At 71.5% G+C, this 16,656-nt stretch carries 10 protein-coding genes; 6 read left to right on the forward strand and 4 right to left on the reverse strand.

The features are described 5' to 3' along the window. Window positions 1–2: 2 nt before the first annotated feature. From ACILQ5_RS17425 to ACILQ5_RS17435, 3 genes are read left to right on the forward strand one after another with little or no spacing between them, the layout of a single operon-like run. Window positions 3–1,037: an LLM class F420-dependent oxidoreductase gene (locus ACILQ5_RS17425; protein ID WP_395659296.1), complete on the forward strand. Its 1,035-nt coding sequence runs from the start codon at window positions 3–5 to the stop codon at window positions 1,035–1,037. Next, a complete protein-coding gene (locus ACILQ5_RS17430; RefSeq protein ID WP_395659297.1) occupies window positions 1,037–2,185 on the forward strand; it encodes an acyl-CoA dehydrogenase family protein in 1,149 nt (382 codons plus the stop codon). Before ACILQ5_RS17425 ends, ACILQ5_RS17430 begins: the two co-directional genes overlap by 1 nt. 23 nt (window positions 2,186–2,208) lie before the next feature. After that, window positions 2,209–4,047 (forward strand): AMP-dependent synthetase/ligase, encoded by a 1,839-nt coding sequence (locus tag ACILQ5_RS17435; protein WP_395659298.1) that lies wholly within the window; start codon window positions 2,209–2,211, stop codon window positions 4,045–4,047. On the opposite strand, the gene ACILQ5_RS17440 is transcribed toward ACILQ5_RS17435, so the two are convergent. Then, window positions 4,038–5,558 carry an acyl-CoA synthetase gene (locus tag ACILQ5_RS17440; protein ID WP_395659299.1) on the reverse strand — a complete coding sequence of 507 codons (1,521 nt, stop codon included), beginning with the start codon at window positions 5,556–5,558 and terminating at the stop codon, window positions 4,038–4,040. The genes ACILQ5_RS17435 and ACILQ5_RS17440 overlap by 10 nt on opposite strands. Before the next feature lie 149 nt (window positions 5,559–5,707). Further along, window positions 5,708–6,946 carry an HNH endonuclease gene (locus tag ACILQ5_RS17445; RefSeq protein ID WP_395659300.1) on the reverse strand — a complete coding sequence of 413 codons (1,239 nt, stop codon included), beginning with the start codon at window positions 6,944–6,946 and terminating at the stop codon, window positions 5,708–5,710. A 728-nt stretch (window positions 6,947–7,674) separates the two neighbouring features. Between ACILQ5_RS17445 and ACILQ5_RS17450 the strand changes: the two genes are divergently transcribed. Genes ACILQ5_RS17450 through ACILQ5_RS17460 form a run of 3 tightly spaced genes read left to right on the forward strand, consistent with a single transcriptional unit; the run spans window position 7,675 to window position 14,510 of the window. Continuing rightward, window positions 7,675–9,834, forward strand: coding sequence for an MMPL family transporter (locus ACILQ5_RS17450; RefSeq protein WP_395659301.1), 2,160 nt, complete (start codon window positions 7,675–7,677; stop codon window positions 9,832–9,834). 45 nt (window positions 9,835–9,879) lie between these two features. After that, a complete protein-coding gene (locus tag ACILQ5_RS17455) occupies window positions 9,880–11,985 on the forward strand; it encodes an MMPL family transporter (RefSeq protein WP_395659302.1) in 2,106 nt (701 codons plus the stop codon). A 2-nt stretch (window positions 11,986–11,987) separates the two neighbouring features. Next, the gene (locus tag ACILQ5_RS17460) at window positions 11,988–14,510 is read left to right on the forward strand and encodes a bifunctional FO biosynthesis protein CofGH (RefSeq protein WP_395659303.1); all 2,523 of its coding nucleotides are present in this window, start codon (window positions 11,988–11,990) and stop codon (window positions 14,508–14,510) included. A gap of 1 nt (window position 14,511) precedes the next feature. Here the strand turns inward: ACILQ5_RS17460 and ACILQ5_RS17465 are convergent, their stop codons facing one another. Further along, the gene (locus ACILQ5_RS17465) at window positions 14,512–15,630 is read right to left on the reverse strand and encodes a substrate-binding domain-containing protein (RefSeq protein WP_395659304.1); all 1,119 of its coding nucleotides are present in this window, start codon (window positions 15,628–15,630) and stop codon (window positions 14,512–14,514) included. Window positions 15,631–15,639: 9 nt separating this feature from the next. Beyond that, complete coding sequence (locus tag ACILQ5_RS17470; protein WP_395659305.1) at window positions 15,640–16,656, reverse strand: acetate/propionate family kinase; 1,017 nt, start codon at window positions 16,654–16,656, stop codon at window positions 15,640–15,642.

The following is a 16,656-nucleotide window of genomic DNA, read 5'->3' on the forward strand; positions in this document are numbered from 1 at the left end:
GCATGAAGCTGTCGATGCCCCTCATGTACGACGGGAACCCCCGCCAGGCCGCCGACCAGATCATCGGGCTGGAGAAGGCGGGGCTCGACCTCGTCTGGGTCGCCGAGGCCTACGGGTTCGACTCCCCCACGCTGATGGGCTACCTCGCCGCGAAGACCGAGACCATCGAGATCGGCGCCGGCATCCTCAACGTGTTCTCCCGCACGCCCGGCGCGCTCCTGCAGACCGCCGCCGGGCTCGACAACGTCTCCGGCGGGCGCGCGGTGATCGGCCTCGGGGCGTCGGGCCCCCAGGTCATCGAGGGCTTCCACGGCCTGCCCTACGAGAAGCCGCTCGGGCGCACCCGCGAGGTGATCGAGATCCTCCGGATGGGCCTGCGCCGCGAGCCGCTGGTCCACGAGGGCATCGTGACGCTCCCGCTCCCCGCCGACCAGGGACTCGGCCTGGGCAAGCCGCTCAAGCTCCTGACCCGGCCGGAGCGCTCCAGCATCCCGCTGTGGGTCGCGGCGCTCGGCGACAGGAACGTCCAGATGACCGCCGAGGTCGCCGACGGCTGGCTGCCCCACCTGTTCTACCCGGAGAAGGCCGGCGCGGTCTGGGGCGAGGCGCTGGCGAAGGGCGCCGCGAAGCGCTCGGCGGACCTCGGCCCGCTCGAGATCAGCGCCGGCGGCATGGTCGCGGTCGGCGAGGGCCCCGAGACCAAGGCGCTGCTCGACTTCGTGCGGCCGATGTACGCGCTGTACGTCGGCGGCATGGGCGCCCGCGGCAAGAACTTCTACAACGACCTCGCCTGCCAGTACGGCTACGAGAAGGAGGCCAAGGAGATCCAGGACCTCTACCTCGACGGCAAGAAGAAGGAGGCCGAGGCCCTCGTCCCGATGGAGTGGCTCGAGGCCGGCAACTTCGTCGGACCGGAGTCCTACGTCAAGGAGCGGCTCGCCGCGTTCGCGGAGGCGGGCGTGACCACGCTGTCCGTCGTCCCGGCCACGGCCGACCCGGCCGCCACCATCGCGCAGGTCAAGGAGTGGGTGTCCTGATGCCCGACGCACCCAGCATCCTCGACCAGGAGCACGAGGACTTCCGCCAGACCGTCCGCTCCTTCCTCGAGAAGGAGGTCGTGCCGCACCACGCGCAGTGGGAGCAGGACGGCCAGGTCAGCCGTGAGGTGTGGCGTGCCGCCGGCGAGCAGGGCCTGCTCTGCTTCGACGTCGACGAGCAGTACGGCGGCGCCGGGGTCCAGGACTTCCGCTACAACATGGTCGTCGCGGAGGAGATGTGCCGGGCCGGCGCGAGCGGTCCCGGCTTCCCGGTGCACACCGACATCATCGTCCCCTACATCAGCCAGCTCGGGACCGAGGAGCAGAAGCAGCGCTGGCTGCCCGGTCTCGTCAGCGGCGAGCTGATCTCGGCGATCGCGATGACCGAGCCGGGCGCCGGATCGGACCTCCAGGGCATCCGCACCAGCGCCGTCGACAAGGGCGATCACTACGTACTGAACGGCGCCAAGACGTTCATCAGCAACGGCATCCTGTCCGACCTGGTGATCGTGGTCTGCCGCACCGACCCCGATGCCGGGCACCAGGGCATCAGCCTGCTCGTCGTCGAGCGCGGGATGGCGGGCTTCGAGCGCGGCCGCAACCTGGACAAGGTCGGCATGAAGGCGCAGGACACCGCCGAGCTGTTCTTCGACGACGTCGTCGTACCGAAGGAGAACCTCCTCGGCGAGGAGGGCTCCGGCTTCATCTCGCTGATGATGAACCTCCCCCAGGAGCGGATCTCGATCGCGGTGATGGCGGTCGCGGCGGTCGAGCAGATGCTGCAGCTGTCCCTGGAGTACGCGAAGGGCCGCGAGGCGTTCGGCAAGCCGATCGGCAGCTTCCAGCACAACCGGTTCCTGCTCGCCGAGATGGCCACCGAGGCCCACATCGCCCGGGTCTTCGTCAACGACTGCGTGCAGCGGCTCAACGCGGGCCAGGTCGACACCTCGCTCGCGTCGATGGCGAAGTGGTGGACCACCGAGCTGCAGAAGAAGATCACCGACCAGGCCGTGCAGCTGCACGGTGGCTACGGCTACATGCTGGAGTACCCCGTCGCCAAGGCCTTCCTCGACGGACGCATCCAGACCATCTACGGCGGCACCACCGAGATCCAGAAGGAGATCATCGGACGCAGCCTCGGCGTCTAGGACTTGCCCCTACCCTGTGAGCCATGACACACGTCGTGGACCCCGAGATCGCGGCCGAGCGCGACCGCATCCAGCAGCAGGTCGAGGGACGCACCCTCGTCGACGCCCTGGCCGACACCGCCCGCGAGCACGCCGACCAGCCGGCCTACTCCGACCGTCACCACGCGCCCAGCGGCGTGGCCTGGCGCACCCTGACGTGGGCTGAGACCCGCGTGCAGGCCCTCGACGTCGCCGCCGCGCTGATGGAGATCGGGGTCGCCACCGGGGACACCGTGGCGATCATGGCGACCAACCGCACCGAGCACTTCCTCGCCGACATGGGCGCGGTCCACGCGGCCGCGACGCCGATGTCGATCTACAACACACTGTCGCCCGAGCAGGTCGCGTTCATCGCCGGCCAGTCGCGGCCGAGCGTCGTCATCCTCGAGACGGCCGACCACCGGGCGCGCTGGGAGAAGGCGCTCGCGGAGGTCGACAGCGTCCGCCGGGTCGTGATGATCGACGAGGACTGGGCCGACCTGGTCGCCGCCGGGGCGGCGTACCGCGCGGCCCACCCCGAGGAGCTGGCCGCGCGCACCGCCGAGCTGACCCCGTCCGCGCCGGCGACGATCCTCTACACGTCGGGCACCACCGGGAACCCCAAGGGCGTGGTGCTCACCCACCACAACGTCCTCTACGAAGCGATCTCCACCCAGGAGAAGGCCGGGCTGATGGACCCGCAGCGGACCGTCAGCTACCTGCCGCTGGCGCACATCGCCGAGCGGGTCCTCGGGCTCTACGGCCCGCAGATCCAGGGCAGCCACGTGCACGCCATCGGCGACCCCGCCGACCTGCTCGCGACGCTCGGCGAGGTGCACCCGACGGCGTTCTTCGGCGTTCCGCGGGTCTGGGAGAAGATCAAGACCGGGCTGTCCGCCAAGCTCGCCGCCGACCCCGACCCGGCGAACCGGGAGATGGTCGAGCGGTCGATGGCCGCCGCCCTGGCCTGGGTCGAGGCCCAGGAGGTCGGCGGGACGATGACGCCGGAGATCGAGCAGGCCTACGTCGAGGCCGACGGCCAGATCCTGGCGTTCCTCAAGCTGCTGCTCGGCCTCGACCAGGTGACCTGGGCCGGCTCCGCGGCCGCGCCGATGCCGCTCGACGTCGCCAAGTTCATGGCCGGTCTCGGCCTCAAGGTCTACGACGTCTACGGCATGACCGAGACCTGCGGGGCCGTCACCGCCAACGGTCCGGACGCCTTCAAGCTGGGCACCGTGGGCCAGGCCAACCCGGGCATGGAGATCCGGCTCGGCGAGGACGGCGAGATCCTCGTGCGCGGGCCGGTCAACACCCCCGGCTACCACCTCCAGGAGGAGGCCACCCGGGCGCTCATCGACGAGGACGGCTGGGTGCACACCGGTGACATCGGCACCCTCGACGACGACGGCTTCTTCTCGGTGGTCGACCGGAAGAAGGAGCTGATCATCACCTCGGCCGGCAAGAACATCGCGCCGTCGAACATCGAGGCCTACCTCAAGGAGTCGCCGCTGATCGGGCACGCGATGGCGATCGGCGACGGCCGGCCCTACGTCGTCGCCGTGCTCACCCTCGACAGCGAGATCGCCCCGCTGATGGCGCAGCAGATGGGCATCGAGTTCACCGACCTCGCCGACCTCGCCGAGAAGCCCGAGATCCGTGCGATGGTGCAGCAGGCCGTGGACGAGGCCAACGAGCGGCTCTCGCGTCCCGAGCAGGTCAAGTCCTTCGAGCTGCTGCCCGTCGAGTGGACGGCGGAGTCCGAGGAGCTCACCCCGACCCTCAAGCTCAAGCGGCGCGTGGTGAACCAGAAGTACGCCGACGTGGTGGACCGCCTCTACGGCTGAGCGACGCCCCCGGCGTACTCCTCGCGTAGCCTGCCCTTCACCATCTTGCCGGTCGGGGTGCGGGGCAGCTCCGCGCGGAAGTGGAACTCGCGCGGCACCTTGAAGTGCGCGATCCGCTCCCGGGCGTACGCCGTGAGCTCGGCGGCCAGGGCGTCGCCGGGCTCGGCGCCGGGCGCGGGCTGGACGAACGCGACGACGCGCTCCCCCATCTCCTCGTCCGGCACGCCCAGGACGGCGATGTCGGTCACGGCCGGGTGCAGGCTGAAGAGGTCCTCGACCTCCTGCGGGTAGATGTTCACCCCGCCGGAGATGATCATGAACGCCTTGCGGTCGGTCAGGTAGAGGAAGCCCTCCTCGTCGACGTAACCGAGGTCGCCGACGGTGGTCCAGGTCGGGTGCGCGGGGTGCTGCGTGCTCGCGGTCCGCTCCTCGTCGTTGTGGTAGCGGAAGGTCAGGGTGTCGCGCTCGAAGTAGACCGACCCGACCTCGCCGGGGCCGAGCTCGGTGCCGTCCTCGCCGCAGATGTGGAGCACCCCCATCAGCGCGGTCCCGACCGAGCCGGGGTGCGCCAGCCAGGTCGCGGAGTCGATGAAGGTCGCGCCGTTCGCCTCGGTCGAGGCGTAGTACTCGTGGACGATCGGGCCGAGCCACTCGATCATCTGCCGCTTGACCTCGACCGGGCACGGCGCCGCGGCGTGCACGACCGCCCGGAGCGAGCCCACGTCGTACGACGTCCGCACCTCGTCCGGGAGCTTGAGCATCCGCACGAACATCGTCGGCACCATCTGGGTGTGGGTGACGCGGTGCTCCTGGATCGCCCGCAGCGCGGCCTCGGCGTCGAAGTGCTCCATCATCACCAGGGTCCCGCCGAGCGCGTGGATCACGCCCCCGAACCGCAGCGGCGCCGCGTGGTAGACCGGCGCGGGCGAGAGGTAGACGGTGTCGGGGTCGAAGCCGTAGAGCGCGCCGAAGACGCTCACGTAGATGTAGCCCGGCTCGTCCACCCGGATCGGTGGGAGCGGGGGCTTGATCCCCTTCGGCCGGCCGGTCGTGCCGGAGGAGTAGAGCAGGTCCTCGCCGTGCGGCTGCTCGGCCAGCGGCTCCGTGCTCGCGCCGGCCAGTGCCTCCTCGTAGTCGCCCTCGAAGGTCAGCCGGGTGCCGACCTCGACGTCCAGCGCGGCTGCCAGGTCGGCCTTCGCCGGCGACACGACCAGCGCCTTCGCGCCGCAGTCGCGGACGATGTAGGACACCTCGTCGGCGGACAGGTTGTGGTTGACCGCCGTGACGTACAGGCCCGACCGCAGGGCGGCCCAGTAGACCTCGTACGCCTCCGGCCGGTTGTCCGAGAGGAGCGCCACCACGTCCCCGGTCGCGAGCCCCGCGTCCTGCAGGACGTGGGCGAGCCGGAGGCTCCGCTCGTCGAGCTCGCGGTAGGTCAGCGTCCGCCCCGACCCCGCCATCACCAGTGCAGGCTTGTCGGGCGTCTGCTGCGCCCAGGTCCCGGGATACATGCTCGGACGCTAGTCCGCGGAGCCGGGCGCGGTCGAGGTCCGACGTGCGCGCCGTCGGGTCGCCGGGCCGTGGTCACCGCCCAGGAAGACCGCACCGCCAGGTCCGGGCATGGGTGTGGCCCCGTCGGCCGTGGTCGGCGGGGTGCGGGTCAGCGGGTATGTCGCGCGGCGGGCTCGGGCGGTGGTTCGGTGACGAACGGGCTGAGGTAGGTGCGGCCCATGGGGGTGGTCCAGACGAACCCGACGCCGGGGGTGCGTTGGTAGTCCCAGCCGGCGTGGGTCTTGAGGCGGTGGTGGGTCCGACAGGCGGGGGCCAGGTTGGAGGACGCGGTGGGGCCTTCGGGCCAGGGGACCTGGTGCTCGGCGTCGCACCTGCGGGCGGGCAGGGTGCAGCCGGGGAAGCAGCACTGCCGGTCGCGAAGCACGATCTGTTCCTTCATCAGCTCGGTCGGCTCGTAGCAGTCGGTGGACAGCTCGGCGTTCAGGTCGATGACGGGGCGGACGGTGACCCTGGTGCCGGCCTGCTGGCACCAGTCCTTCAGGTGCTGCGACGTGATCGAGGAGCGGGTGTTGTCGACGTCGACGGTGGACTGTCCGGGACGGAGGTGGGTGTAGACCACGACCTCCCGGGCCTGCCCGCCCTCGGTGTCGCTGGTGCCGAGGAGGCCGGCGGCCATGGCCCGCCGGACGTCCAACGGCAGCTCGAGGTCCAAGGTCGCGGCCTTCGCCCGGATCTGCTGCTCCAGGGCAAGGGCGTCGGCGACGTCGAGCTCGCCCTCGACGTGCACGAGCCCGTCGGGGGTGGCGTGGTCGAGGTCGATGTCGAACCGGCGCTTCTCCAACGCCGCGACCCGGCGTTCCTCGGAGGCGGCGGGGTCGTGCTCGGCGCGGGCCTTCTCGACCTGCCGCTCGATCTCGGCGAACGAGCACCGGTGGGCACACCAAGCGAGTCGCTGGTCCACGACCGCCGCGGCGTCGGGCGCGAGGCTGGTGGTGGCCTGGGCGACCTTCCGGGCCTTCCACACCGCCACCTCACCCGCCGCCACCCGCGCCCACAGCCGCGGGAGCCGGTACCGCAGCTCCACCGCGTCCCCGAGGAACAGGCGGCCGGCGTCGGTGGTCTTGCCGACCGCGAGCGCGAACTCCGCGACCGCGGCCTCGTCGACGGTCGGCGCACCGTCGCCGGCGATCTGCAGGTCCCGCATCCCGAACTCGATCGAGGTGTCGACCTCCTCGCCCGGGTGCAGGGCGACCCAGTCGGTGGCCTGGATCAGCTGCTGGACCTCGAGGTCGGCGATCGCCTCCCGGGTCGCCGCCGCCGCGGTCAGCACCGACTCGACCCGGCGGTCGCGGGTCTCGGTGCCAAGCTCGGCGGCGGTGCTGGTCATGGGTCTACTCAAGCACTCGCCACCGACAGTCAGAGGCGAGAATCCCCTGTATCCACAGGGATCTGAGAAATTCGAAGGTAAAGAATTCGAGACAGCTTGGGCCACCGCCCTGCCTTGCCTTCCGGGGTCTCGACGACGCTCGCTGGCGCTCGCTGCTCGACCACCGGTGCCACCACCCGTGAGCCGGGAGGCGACCGTGACCCGGAGTCCGCCGTACCCGCCTTCTCTGCCTGTCGGTCGCAACCCCAGCGGACGGCGAGATGCCGGGAGTCACCGACCTGCCCGCCTTCCGGGGTCTCGACGACGCTCGCTGGCGCTCGCGGGAGAGACCACCGGTGCCACCACCCGCGAGCCGGACGACAGCCGCAACCAGTAGCCCGCCGTATCCGTCGTCGCTGCCTGTCGGTCGCAACCCCAGCGGACCGCGAGATGCCGACAGCCACCGCCCTGCCCACCTCATGGGGTCTCGACGAGCTCGACCACCGGTGCCACCACCCGCGAGCCGGGAGACAGCCGCGACCAGAAGCCCGCCGTACCCGCCTCGCTGCGATGTCGGTCACAACCCCAGACCACGGCGAGATGCCGACGACACCCGTCGACTGTCGAGGGCCGCGAACGGCCCACCGGAAACCGCTTCCGGTCCTCCGATGAGTTCGCCATGCTGGACCGGTCGGAGTCAGGGAAAACCCCGATGCCGAGTGTCCCCGCTGCCTGAAAGAGTGACCCCCATGCACCGTCAGATCGCCGGCAAGCTCACCGGCCGTGTCACCAAGTGGATCGTGCTCGCCTTCTGGATCCTCGCCCTCGGCGTGTTCGGGTCCTTGTCCTCGAAGCTCGTGGACGTCCAGAACAACGAGGCGTCCTCGTGGCTGCCCGGCAGCGCGGAGTCGACGGAGGTCTCCAACGAGCTCGCCTCGACCGTCGACCCCAACGACATCCCGACGCTGATCATCTACTCCAAGGACTCCGGCCTCTCCGACGCCGACAAGGCCGAGATCGACAAGCAGGCCCAGGAGATGAGCCAGATCGACGGCGTGGTGGAGGGCACGGTGCTCTCGCCCTCCCAGGCCGCGCAGGCCGGCGTCGGCGGCTACTCCGAGGACGGCGACGTCGCCGTCGTCTCCCTCACCTTCAACTTCGGCTCCGACGGGTGGAACGCGATCCCCGACGCGGCCGACCAGATCCGTGACATCGCGCAGATCGACGGGGTCACCGTGCACCTCGGCGGGTACGGCGGCCAGGCGGCCGACGCCGCCGAGGTGTTCTCCGGCGTCGACACGACCCTGATCCTCGGCGCGCTGCTGGTCGTCATCGTGATCCTGCTGTTCACCTACCGCAGCCCGATCCTGTGGATCCTGCCGATCTTCAGCGTGGTCGTCGCCTACAGCGTGTCCGGCGGCGTGGTCTACCTGCTCGCCAAGTACGCGAACCTGACCGTCAACGGTCAGAGCCAGGCGATCCTCGGCATCCTGGTGATCGGTGCGGGCACCGACTACGCCCTCCTGCTCGTGGCGAGATATCGAGAAGAGCTCCGTCGCCACGAGGACCGGCACGAGGCGATGGCCTTCGCGTTGCACCGGGCTGCCCCCGCGATCTTCGCCAGCGCGTCCACGGTCGTGGTCGGCATGCTCTGCCTGCTGCTCGCCGAGCTCAACTCGACCGCCGGCCTCGGTCCGGTCAACGCCATCGGCATCGCGGTCACGTTCCTGGTCATGGTCACGCTGCTGCCGGCGCTGCTGGTGATCTTCGGCCGCTGGATGTTCTGGCCCAAGCGCCCGGCCTTCGGGTCGGCCGAGCCCAACACCACCGGTCTCTGGTCGAAGGTCGGCGCCTGGATCTCCCCGAAGCCCCGCCAGGTCTGGATGATCACCACCGTCGTGCTGCTCGTCGCCTGCCTCGGGATCCTCAAGATCAACGCCGGTGGCATGTCGACCGAGGACACCTACACGAAGGAGTTCGACGCGATCAAGGGCCAGAAGGTGCTCGCCGCCCACGGCCTGGTCGACAACTCCAACACCATCCAGGTCGTCGTCAACACCGACCAGGCGGAGGCGGCCGCCCAGGCGCTCGACGGCGTCGAGGGGCTGGGAACACCGACCCAGGCCAAGCCGATCTCCGACACCCGGTCCTACTTCGAGGCACCGATCGAGGCGGACGTGTCCTCGCCGTCGGCGTACGACACGGTCCAGGCCAGTCGTGACGCGGTCCATGCCGTCGACGGCGCGGATGCGCTCGTCGGTGGTGGGTCGGCGTTCTACCTCGACACCAAGGTGGCGTCGAACCACGACAACAAGCTGATCATCCCGACCGTGCTGCTCGTGGTGCTGCTCATCCTGATCTTCCTGCTGCGGGCACTCGCGGCACCGCTGATCCTGATGGCCACCGTCGTGCTGTCCTTCGGGGCCGCGATGGGCTTGTCGGCGCTCGTCTTCGACTACTTCATGCCGCTCATCACGGAGCACTGGCCGGAGGGGGTCCAGGTCGATCCAGGGTTCCCGTTGTTCGCCTTCGTGTTCCTGGTCGCCCTGGGCATCGACTACAACATCTTCCTGATGACCCGGGTCCGCGAGGAGACGGCGACCCACGGCACCCGCAAGGGCTCGCTGATCGCGCTCAGCTCGACCGGCGGCGTGATCACCTCGGCCGGCATCGTGCTCGCCGCGACGTTCATCGTGCTCGGCTCGATCCCGTTCGTCTTCCTCTCCGAGCTCGGGGTCGCGGTCGCGCTCGGCGTGCTCCTCGACACGATCGTCGTGCGGTCGGTCCTCGTCACGGCGATCAACCTCGACCTCGGCGGCAAGATCTGGTGGCCCAGCGCGCTGGACCGCAAGCCGCCGATCGAGCCCAAGGAGCCCGCCGAGGAGCAGGAGTCGGTGCCCGTCGGCTGACCGGATCCGGGGACGGTCGACCCGCCCGGCTGGAAGAGTCGACCCATGCACCGTCAGATCGCCGGGACGCTCACCGGACGCCGGACGAAGTGGGTCGTCCTGGCGATCGGGGTGATCGTCCTCCTGACCTGCGCGCCCTACTTCAACAAGCTGGCGGACGTCGAGGTGAACGACGCGGGGTCCTGGCTCCCGGGGAGCGCCGAGTCGACCCGGGCGCTCCATGAGCTGGACGCGTTCCAGGACCCCGACGACATCCCGACGGTCGTGGCCTACGAGAAGGACTCGGGGCTGACCCCGGCCGACCTGGCGGCCCTGCAGCGCCAGGCGGACGAGTTCTCCGGGGTCGACGGGGTCTCGGGCCCGGTCGTCGGCCCGATCCCGTCGGCCGACGGCACGGCCGCGCAGACCCTGGTGACGTTCAACTTCGGCAACAACGGCTGGAACTCGCTCCCGGGTGCCGCCGACGACCTGCGCGCCATCGCGACCCTCGACGGCGGGCAGGTCTACGTCACGGGTCGGGGCGGGCAGGCGGCGGACCAGGCCGCGGTCTTCAGCGGCTCCGACGTCCGGCTGCTCCTGGCGACCCTGGGCATCGTCATCCTGATCCTGCTGTTCACCTACCGCAGCCCGATCCTCTGGCTGCTGCCCATCTTCTCCTCGCTGGTGGCCCTCGCCGCGTCCAACGCCCTCGTCTACCAGCTCGCGAAGCACGCCGGGCTCACGGTGAACGGCCAGAGCGCCTTCATCCTCACCGTGCTGGTCATCGGCGCCGGGACGGACTACGCGCTGCTGCTCGTCGCGCGCTACCGCGAGGAGCTGCGCAACCACGAGGACCGGCACGAGGCGATGGGCTTCGCGCTGCACCGCGCCTCCCCGGCGATCATCGCGAGCGCGTCGACGGTCGCGGTCGGCATGCTGTGCCTGACCCTGGCGGAGATGAACTCGACGGCCGGCCTCGGCCCGGTCCTCGCGGTCGGGGTCGTCGTCACCCTGGTGGTCATGCTGACCGTGCTCCCCGCACTCCTGGTGGTCTGCGGGCGCTGGGTCTTCTGGCCGAGCCGACCGGCCTTCGGATCGGCGGAGCCCACCCACGCGGGCGTGTGGTCCCGGGTCGGCAGCTCGATCTCGCGCCACCCGCGCCGGGTGTGGGTCGTCACGGCCCTCGTCCTCGCCACCGTGTCGCTCGGGCTGCTCAGGCTGGACGCCTCCGGGCTCACGACCGACGACACCTTCACGCACGAGGTCGAGTCGGTCACGGGGCAGCACGTGCTGTCCGAGCACCAGCTCACCGACACCAGCAGCCCCGTGATGGTGGTCGCGAAGGCCGACCGGGCCGACGCCGTGGTCGAGGCCCTGCAGGGGGTCGACGGCCTGGGCCCACCCAGCCGGCCCGTCGAGAAGGACGGCGTCGTCCTGGTCACCGCACCGCTGGACGCCGAGGCGTCGTCGCCGGCGGCGTTCGACACGGTCGCGGAGGTCCGCACCGCGGTGCACGCCGTCCCGGGGGCGGGCGCCCTGGTCGGCGGGCCGTCGGCGATCTACGCCGACATCCAGCGGGCCTCGCACCGCGACGACCTCGTCATCGCCCCTCTCGTGCTGCTCGTGGTGCTGCTGATCCTGATGCTGCTGTTGCGAGCCCTGCTCTCGCCGGTGCTCCTGATCGCCACCGTCGTGCTCTCGTACGGCGCGGCCCTGGGCATCTCGACCCTGATCTTCACCGAGGTCTACGGCTACCCGACCACCGACTCGGCCTTCCCCCTGTTCGCGTTCGTGTTCCTGGTCGCGCTGGGGATCGACTACAACATCTTCCTGATGACCCGGGTGCGTGAGGAGACCCCCGCCCGCGGCACTCGCCAGGGATCGCTCGTGGCGCTCTCCACGACCGGAGGCGTGATCACCTCGGCGGGCCTGGTCCTGGCCGCGACGTTCGCGATGCTCGGCACGCTGCCCCTGGTGTTCGCACGCGAGATCGGGACCGCCGTGGCGATCGGCGTCCTCCTCGACACCCTGGTCGTCCGCTCGGTCCTCGTCACCGCCATCAACCTCGACCTCGGTGGCCGGATCTGGTGGCCGAGCGCGCTGGACCGCAGGCCGCCGGTCCACCCGTCGGAGCCCGCCGGGGACGGCCGGGAGGTCCCGGCTAGCCTCTAGGGGTGAGCGATCGGCCCACTCCCCAGCAGGTACGGCGAGCGCTGGCCCGCGCGGAGCGCGGCGCCACCCTCGACGTCGGCGAGGCGACGGTGCTGCTCGCGGCGTCCGGGGCGGACCTGGACCGGCTGACGACGGTTGCGGGACGGGTGCGCGACGCCGGTCTGGTCGCGGCGGACCGTCCGGGGGTCGTCACCTACTCCCCGAAGGTGTTCATCCCGGTCACCCGGCTGTGCCGCGACCGGTGCCACTACTGCACGTTCGTGGAGACCCCGGCCCAGGCAGCACGCGACGGGCGGGCGCCGTACCTCTCCCCCGACGAGATCCTCGCGATCGCCGCCGAGGGCGCGGAGCTGGGCTGCCTGGAGGCGCTGTTCACCCTGGGCGACCGGCCGGAGGACCGCTGGCCCGAGGCGCGCGCGTGGCTCGACGAGCAGGGCTACGACTCGACGCTGGCCTACGTGCGGGCGATGGCGGTGCGGGTGCTGGAGGAGACCGGGCTGCTGCCCCACCTGAACCCGGGCGTGATGTCGTGGGAGGAGATGAACCGGCTCAAGCCGGTCTCCCCCTCGATGGGGATGATGCTGGAGACCACCTCGCGCCGGCTGTTCGAGACCAAGGGCGAGGCGCACTTCGGGTCCCCGGACAAGGACCCGGCGGTCCGGCTGCGGGTGCTGGAGGACGCCGGGCGGCTCTCGATCCCGTTCACGACCGGCCTGCTGGTCGGGATCGGGGAGACGCTCGAGGAGCGGGCCGAGACGATCTTCGCGCTCCGGGCCACGATGAAGGCGTTCGGGGCGGTGCAGGAGGTGATCGTCCAGAACTTCCGGGCCAAGCCCGACACCGCGATGCGGCACACCGACGACCTCGACCTCGACGAGTACCGCGCCGCGATCGCGGTCACCCGGATCGTGCTCGGGCCCAAGGCCCGGGTCCAGGCCCCGCCCAACCTGGTCGACCTCGACGAGTGCCGGCTGCTGCTCGGCGCCGGGGTCGACGACTGGGGCGGGGTCTCCCCGCTGACCCCGGACCATGTGAACCCGGAGCGGCCCTGGCCCTCGCTGGAGCGGCTGCGCGCGATCACCGCCGAGTGCGGCTTCGACCTGCGGGCCCGGCTCACCGTGCACCCCGAGTACGTCCGGCAGGCCCTCCAGGGTGGCAGCCCGTGGCTCGACCCGCGGATCAGCGGGCACGTCGCCGCGCTGGCCACCGACGACGGCCTGGCCCGGCCGGGCGTGAAGCCGACCGGGCTGCCGTGGCAGGAGCCGGACGGCGGCTTCGCCAGCGTGGGTCGAACCGACCTGCACGCGAGCGTCGACACCGAGGGCCGGACCGAGGACCGGCGCTCGGACTTCGCGGACGTCTACGGCGACTGGGACTCGGTCAAGGACGCGGCCGACGGGGTCTCGAGGCTCGCTGCGCTCGCACCTCAACCGCCGTCGGAAGCCGTTGCCGCGCTCAAGGCCGCGGAGGCGGACCCGGGCAACCTCTCCGACGAGCACGCGCTGACCCTGATGACCGCCGAGGGCGACCTGCTGGAGCAGGTGTGCCGCCTCGCCGACGACCTGCGCCGCGAGACCGTCGGTGACGACGTCACCTACGTGGTCAACCGCAACATCAACTTCACCAACGTCTGCTACGTGGGCTGCCGGTTCTGCGCCTTCGCCCAGCGCCGCACCGACGCCGACGCGTTCTCCCTGTCCCTCGACGAGGTCGCCGACCGGGCGCAGGAGGCGTGGGACCTCGGCGCGACCGAGGTCTGCATGCAGGGCGGCATCGACCCCGAGCTCCCCGCCACGGCGTACTTCGACCTCGTCGCCGCGGTCAAGCAGCGGGTCCCGGAGATGCACGTGCACGCCTTCTCCCCGATGGAGGTCGTCAACGGGGTCGCCCGGACCGGCCTGTCGATCGAGGACTTCCTCATCAAGGCCCGCGAGGCCGGCCTGGGGTCCCTGCCCGGCACCGCCGCGGAGATCCTCGACGACGACGTGCGCTGGGTGCTCACCAAGGGCAAGCTCCCCACCCGCACCTGGATCGAGGTCGTCACCACCGCCCACCGCGTCGGCATCCCGACCACCAGCACGATGATGTACGGCCACGTCGACAACCCCCGCCACTGGGTCGGCCACCTCCGCGTCCTCAGCAGGATCCAGGACGAGACAGGCGGCTTCACCGAGTTCGTGCCGCTCCCCTTCGTGCACACCTCCGCCCCGATCTACCTCGCCGGCGTCGCCAGGCCCGGCCCCACGTTGCGCGACAACCTCGCCGTGCACGCGATGGCCCGGATCCTGCTCCACGGCCGGATCCACAACATCCAGACCTCCTGGGTCAAGCTCGGCGTCGACGGCACGCGCGCCATGCTCCGAGCCGGTGCGAACGACGTCGGCGGCACGCTGATGGAGGAGACCATCTCCCGGATGGCCGGCTCCGAGCACGGCTCCGCCAAGACCGTCGCCGAGCTCGTCGAGATCGGCGCCGGCATCGGCCGCCCGGTCCGCGAGCGCACCACGACCTACGGCACCCGCTAGGTCAGAGCAGCCCCGCCTTCCGGCAGTCGGCGCGCAGCCGCGGCCGGCAGATCTCGCGGACGGTCCAGAACCCGTCGGCCACGACGGTGTCCTCGACGTCGTCGACGGTGATCGGCACCGGGTCGAGCAGGTACGTCGGCACGCCGTCGGTCGTCGTGGTCGGCTCGCCCGGGTCGCCCCCGCCCAGCGCCGCGACGGCGACCCGGGCGGTGGTGTCCGCGGCCGGTTCCACCGGTCGGTACACGGTCATCAGCTGGCGGCCGGACACGAGCCGCCGCACGCCGGGCAGGGTGGCACCGGCGCCGGTGACGGGCAGGTCGGCGTCCTCGGGAAGGGCTTGGACCACCTCGCCCGCGACCGCGTCGTCGGCGGCGTAGACGCCGGCGAGGGTGTCCGGGGGGAAGAACGTGAAGATGGTCGAGAGCCACTTCCGGGTCGCCCGAGGGGTGCTCGGGTCGGCGTCGAACTCCCCGACCACCGTGGCGTCGCCGCCGTCGAGCACCTGGTGGGCCGCGGTCTTCACCTGGGCCGCGCCGCCGTCGACGGGCGAGCCGTTGACCATCACGACGTTGCCGGGGCCGCGCATCGCGCGGAGGAGCGCCCGGGCCTGCTCCTCGCCCACCTGGTCCCGGTCGTAGGCGACGTAGGAGTCGAGGCCGTCGAGGAGCGTGTCGTACCCGACCACCTTCACGCCGCGCTCCTGCGCGGCGGCGACCCCGTTGACGACGCTGAGCGGCTCGACCGCGTCGAGGACGACGACCTGTGCCCCGGCGTCCACCGCCGCCTGGAGCTGCTCGGTCTGCCGCGTGTCGTCGCCCTGGGCGTCGTAGAAGTCGACCGTGCAGTCGGGGCACCGCTCCGCGACCGCGTCGGCGAACGTGGACCGGTCGAACGCCTCGCTGCGCATCGTCGGCGGACCCGGGACGAGGAGCGCGATCCGTCCGCCGGCCGCCGTGGGCTCGGTGGCCGGCGCGGTGGGGCTGGTCGCGGTGGTCGCTGCGGAGGACACCGGCGTCGAGGGCGACCCGGACGGCTCCGGGTCGGAGGACCCGTCGCCGCACCCCGCCAGTGCGGCCCCGAGGGCCAGCACCGAGATCACGACGCCGGGTCGGAGGAGCACGTCAGCACCCTAGGCGAGAAGGGCACGCACCCGCCGGTCGATCTCCAGATCCTCCCGGGCCTCGACCACCACGACGCCCTCGCCGACCACGCCGTCCCCGCCGACCGCGTCGTTGCGCGCCGGGTCCAGGCGCACGCCGAGGTGGGCGAGCCTGCCGACGACCTCGGACCGCAGCTCGGGGGCGTGCTCGCCGATGCCGCCGGTGAAGACCAGGACGTCGCACCCGCCGGCCGCGGCCGCCATCGCACCGGTCTCGCGGACCAGCCGGTGCACGTAGACGTCGAATGCCAGGTCGGCGTCCGCGTCACCGCCCGCGCGGGCCTGGCGCACCTCCTGGAAGTCCCCGGAGGTGCCCGAGAGCCCCTTGAGCCCCGAGCCCCGGTCGAGGACGTCGTAGAGCTCGTCGGCCGACACCCCTTCCTGGCGCAGCAGGTGCAGCAGCAGGCCCGGGTCCACCGAGCCGCTCCGGGTCTGCATGACCAGCCCCTCGAGCGGGGTGAAGCCCATCGTGGTGTCGACCGAGCGCCCGCCACGCACCGCGCACAGGGAGGCGCCGCCGCCGAGGTGGCAGGTCACCATCGCGAGCTCCTCGACCGGCCGCCCGACCAGCTTCGCCGCCCGGCTCGCCGCCCAGGCGTGGGAGAGCCCGTGGAACCCGTAGCGTCGCAGCTGCCAGCGCCGGTTCCACTCCCGTGGCAGCGCGTACGTCGACGCCGCGACCGGGATCGTGGTGTGGAAGGTCGTGTCGAAGCAGGCGACCACCGGCACCCCGGGGTGCTGCTCCCCGAGATCGCGCGCGGCCGCCAGCGCGGGCGGGTTGTGCAGCGGCGCCAGGTCGGAGACCCGCTCCAGGTCCGCCAGGACGGCCGCGTCGACCACGACGGGCTCGGTCCGGTCGGGTCCGCCGTGCACGAACCGGACGCCGATCGCGTCGTACGGGCCCCCGTCGTCGGGCACCACCGAGCCGTCCTCGACCAGGGTGACCTTCAGGCTGCTCGATCCGGGGTTGACGACCAGCGTCCGCAC

The organism is Nocardioides sp. (assembly GCF_044226305.1).
GTDB lineage: Bacteria > Actinomycetota > Actinomycetes > Propionibacteriales > Nocardioidaceae > Nocardioides.

Coding starts and splice junctions, on each gene's coding strand:
- ACILQ5_RS17450 (WP_395659301.1), top strand. CDS start 7,675: ATGCACCGTCAGATCGCCGGCAAGCTCACCGGCCGTGTCACCAAGTGG.
- ACILQ5_RS17455 (WP_395659302.1), top strand. CDS start 9,880: ATGCACCGTCAGATCGCCGGGACGCTCACCGGACGCCGGACGAAGTGG.
- ACILQ5_RS17430 (WP_395659297.1), top strand. CDS start 1,037: ATGCCCGACGCACCCAGCATCCTCGACCAGGAGCACGAGGACTTCCGC.
- ACILQ5_RS17435 (WP_395659298.1), top strand. CDS start 2,209: ATGACACACGTCGTGGACCCCGAGATCGCGGCCGAGCGCGACCGCATC.
- ACILQ5_RS17425 (WP_395659296.1), top strand. CDS start 3: ATGAAGCTGTCGATGCCCCTCATGTACGACGGGAACCCCCGCCAGGCC.
- ACILQ5_RS17440 (WP_395659299.1), bottom strand. CDS start 5,558: ATGTATCCCGGGACCTGGGCGCAGCAGACGCCCGACAAGCCTGCACTG.
- ACILQ5_RS17445 (WP_395659300.1), bottom strand. CDS start 6,946: ATGACCAGCACCGCCGCCGAGCTTGGCACCGAGACCCGCGACCGCCGG.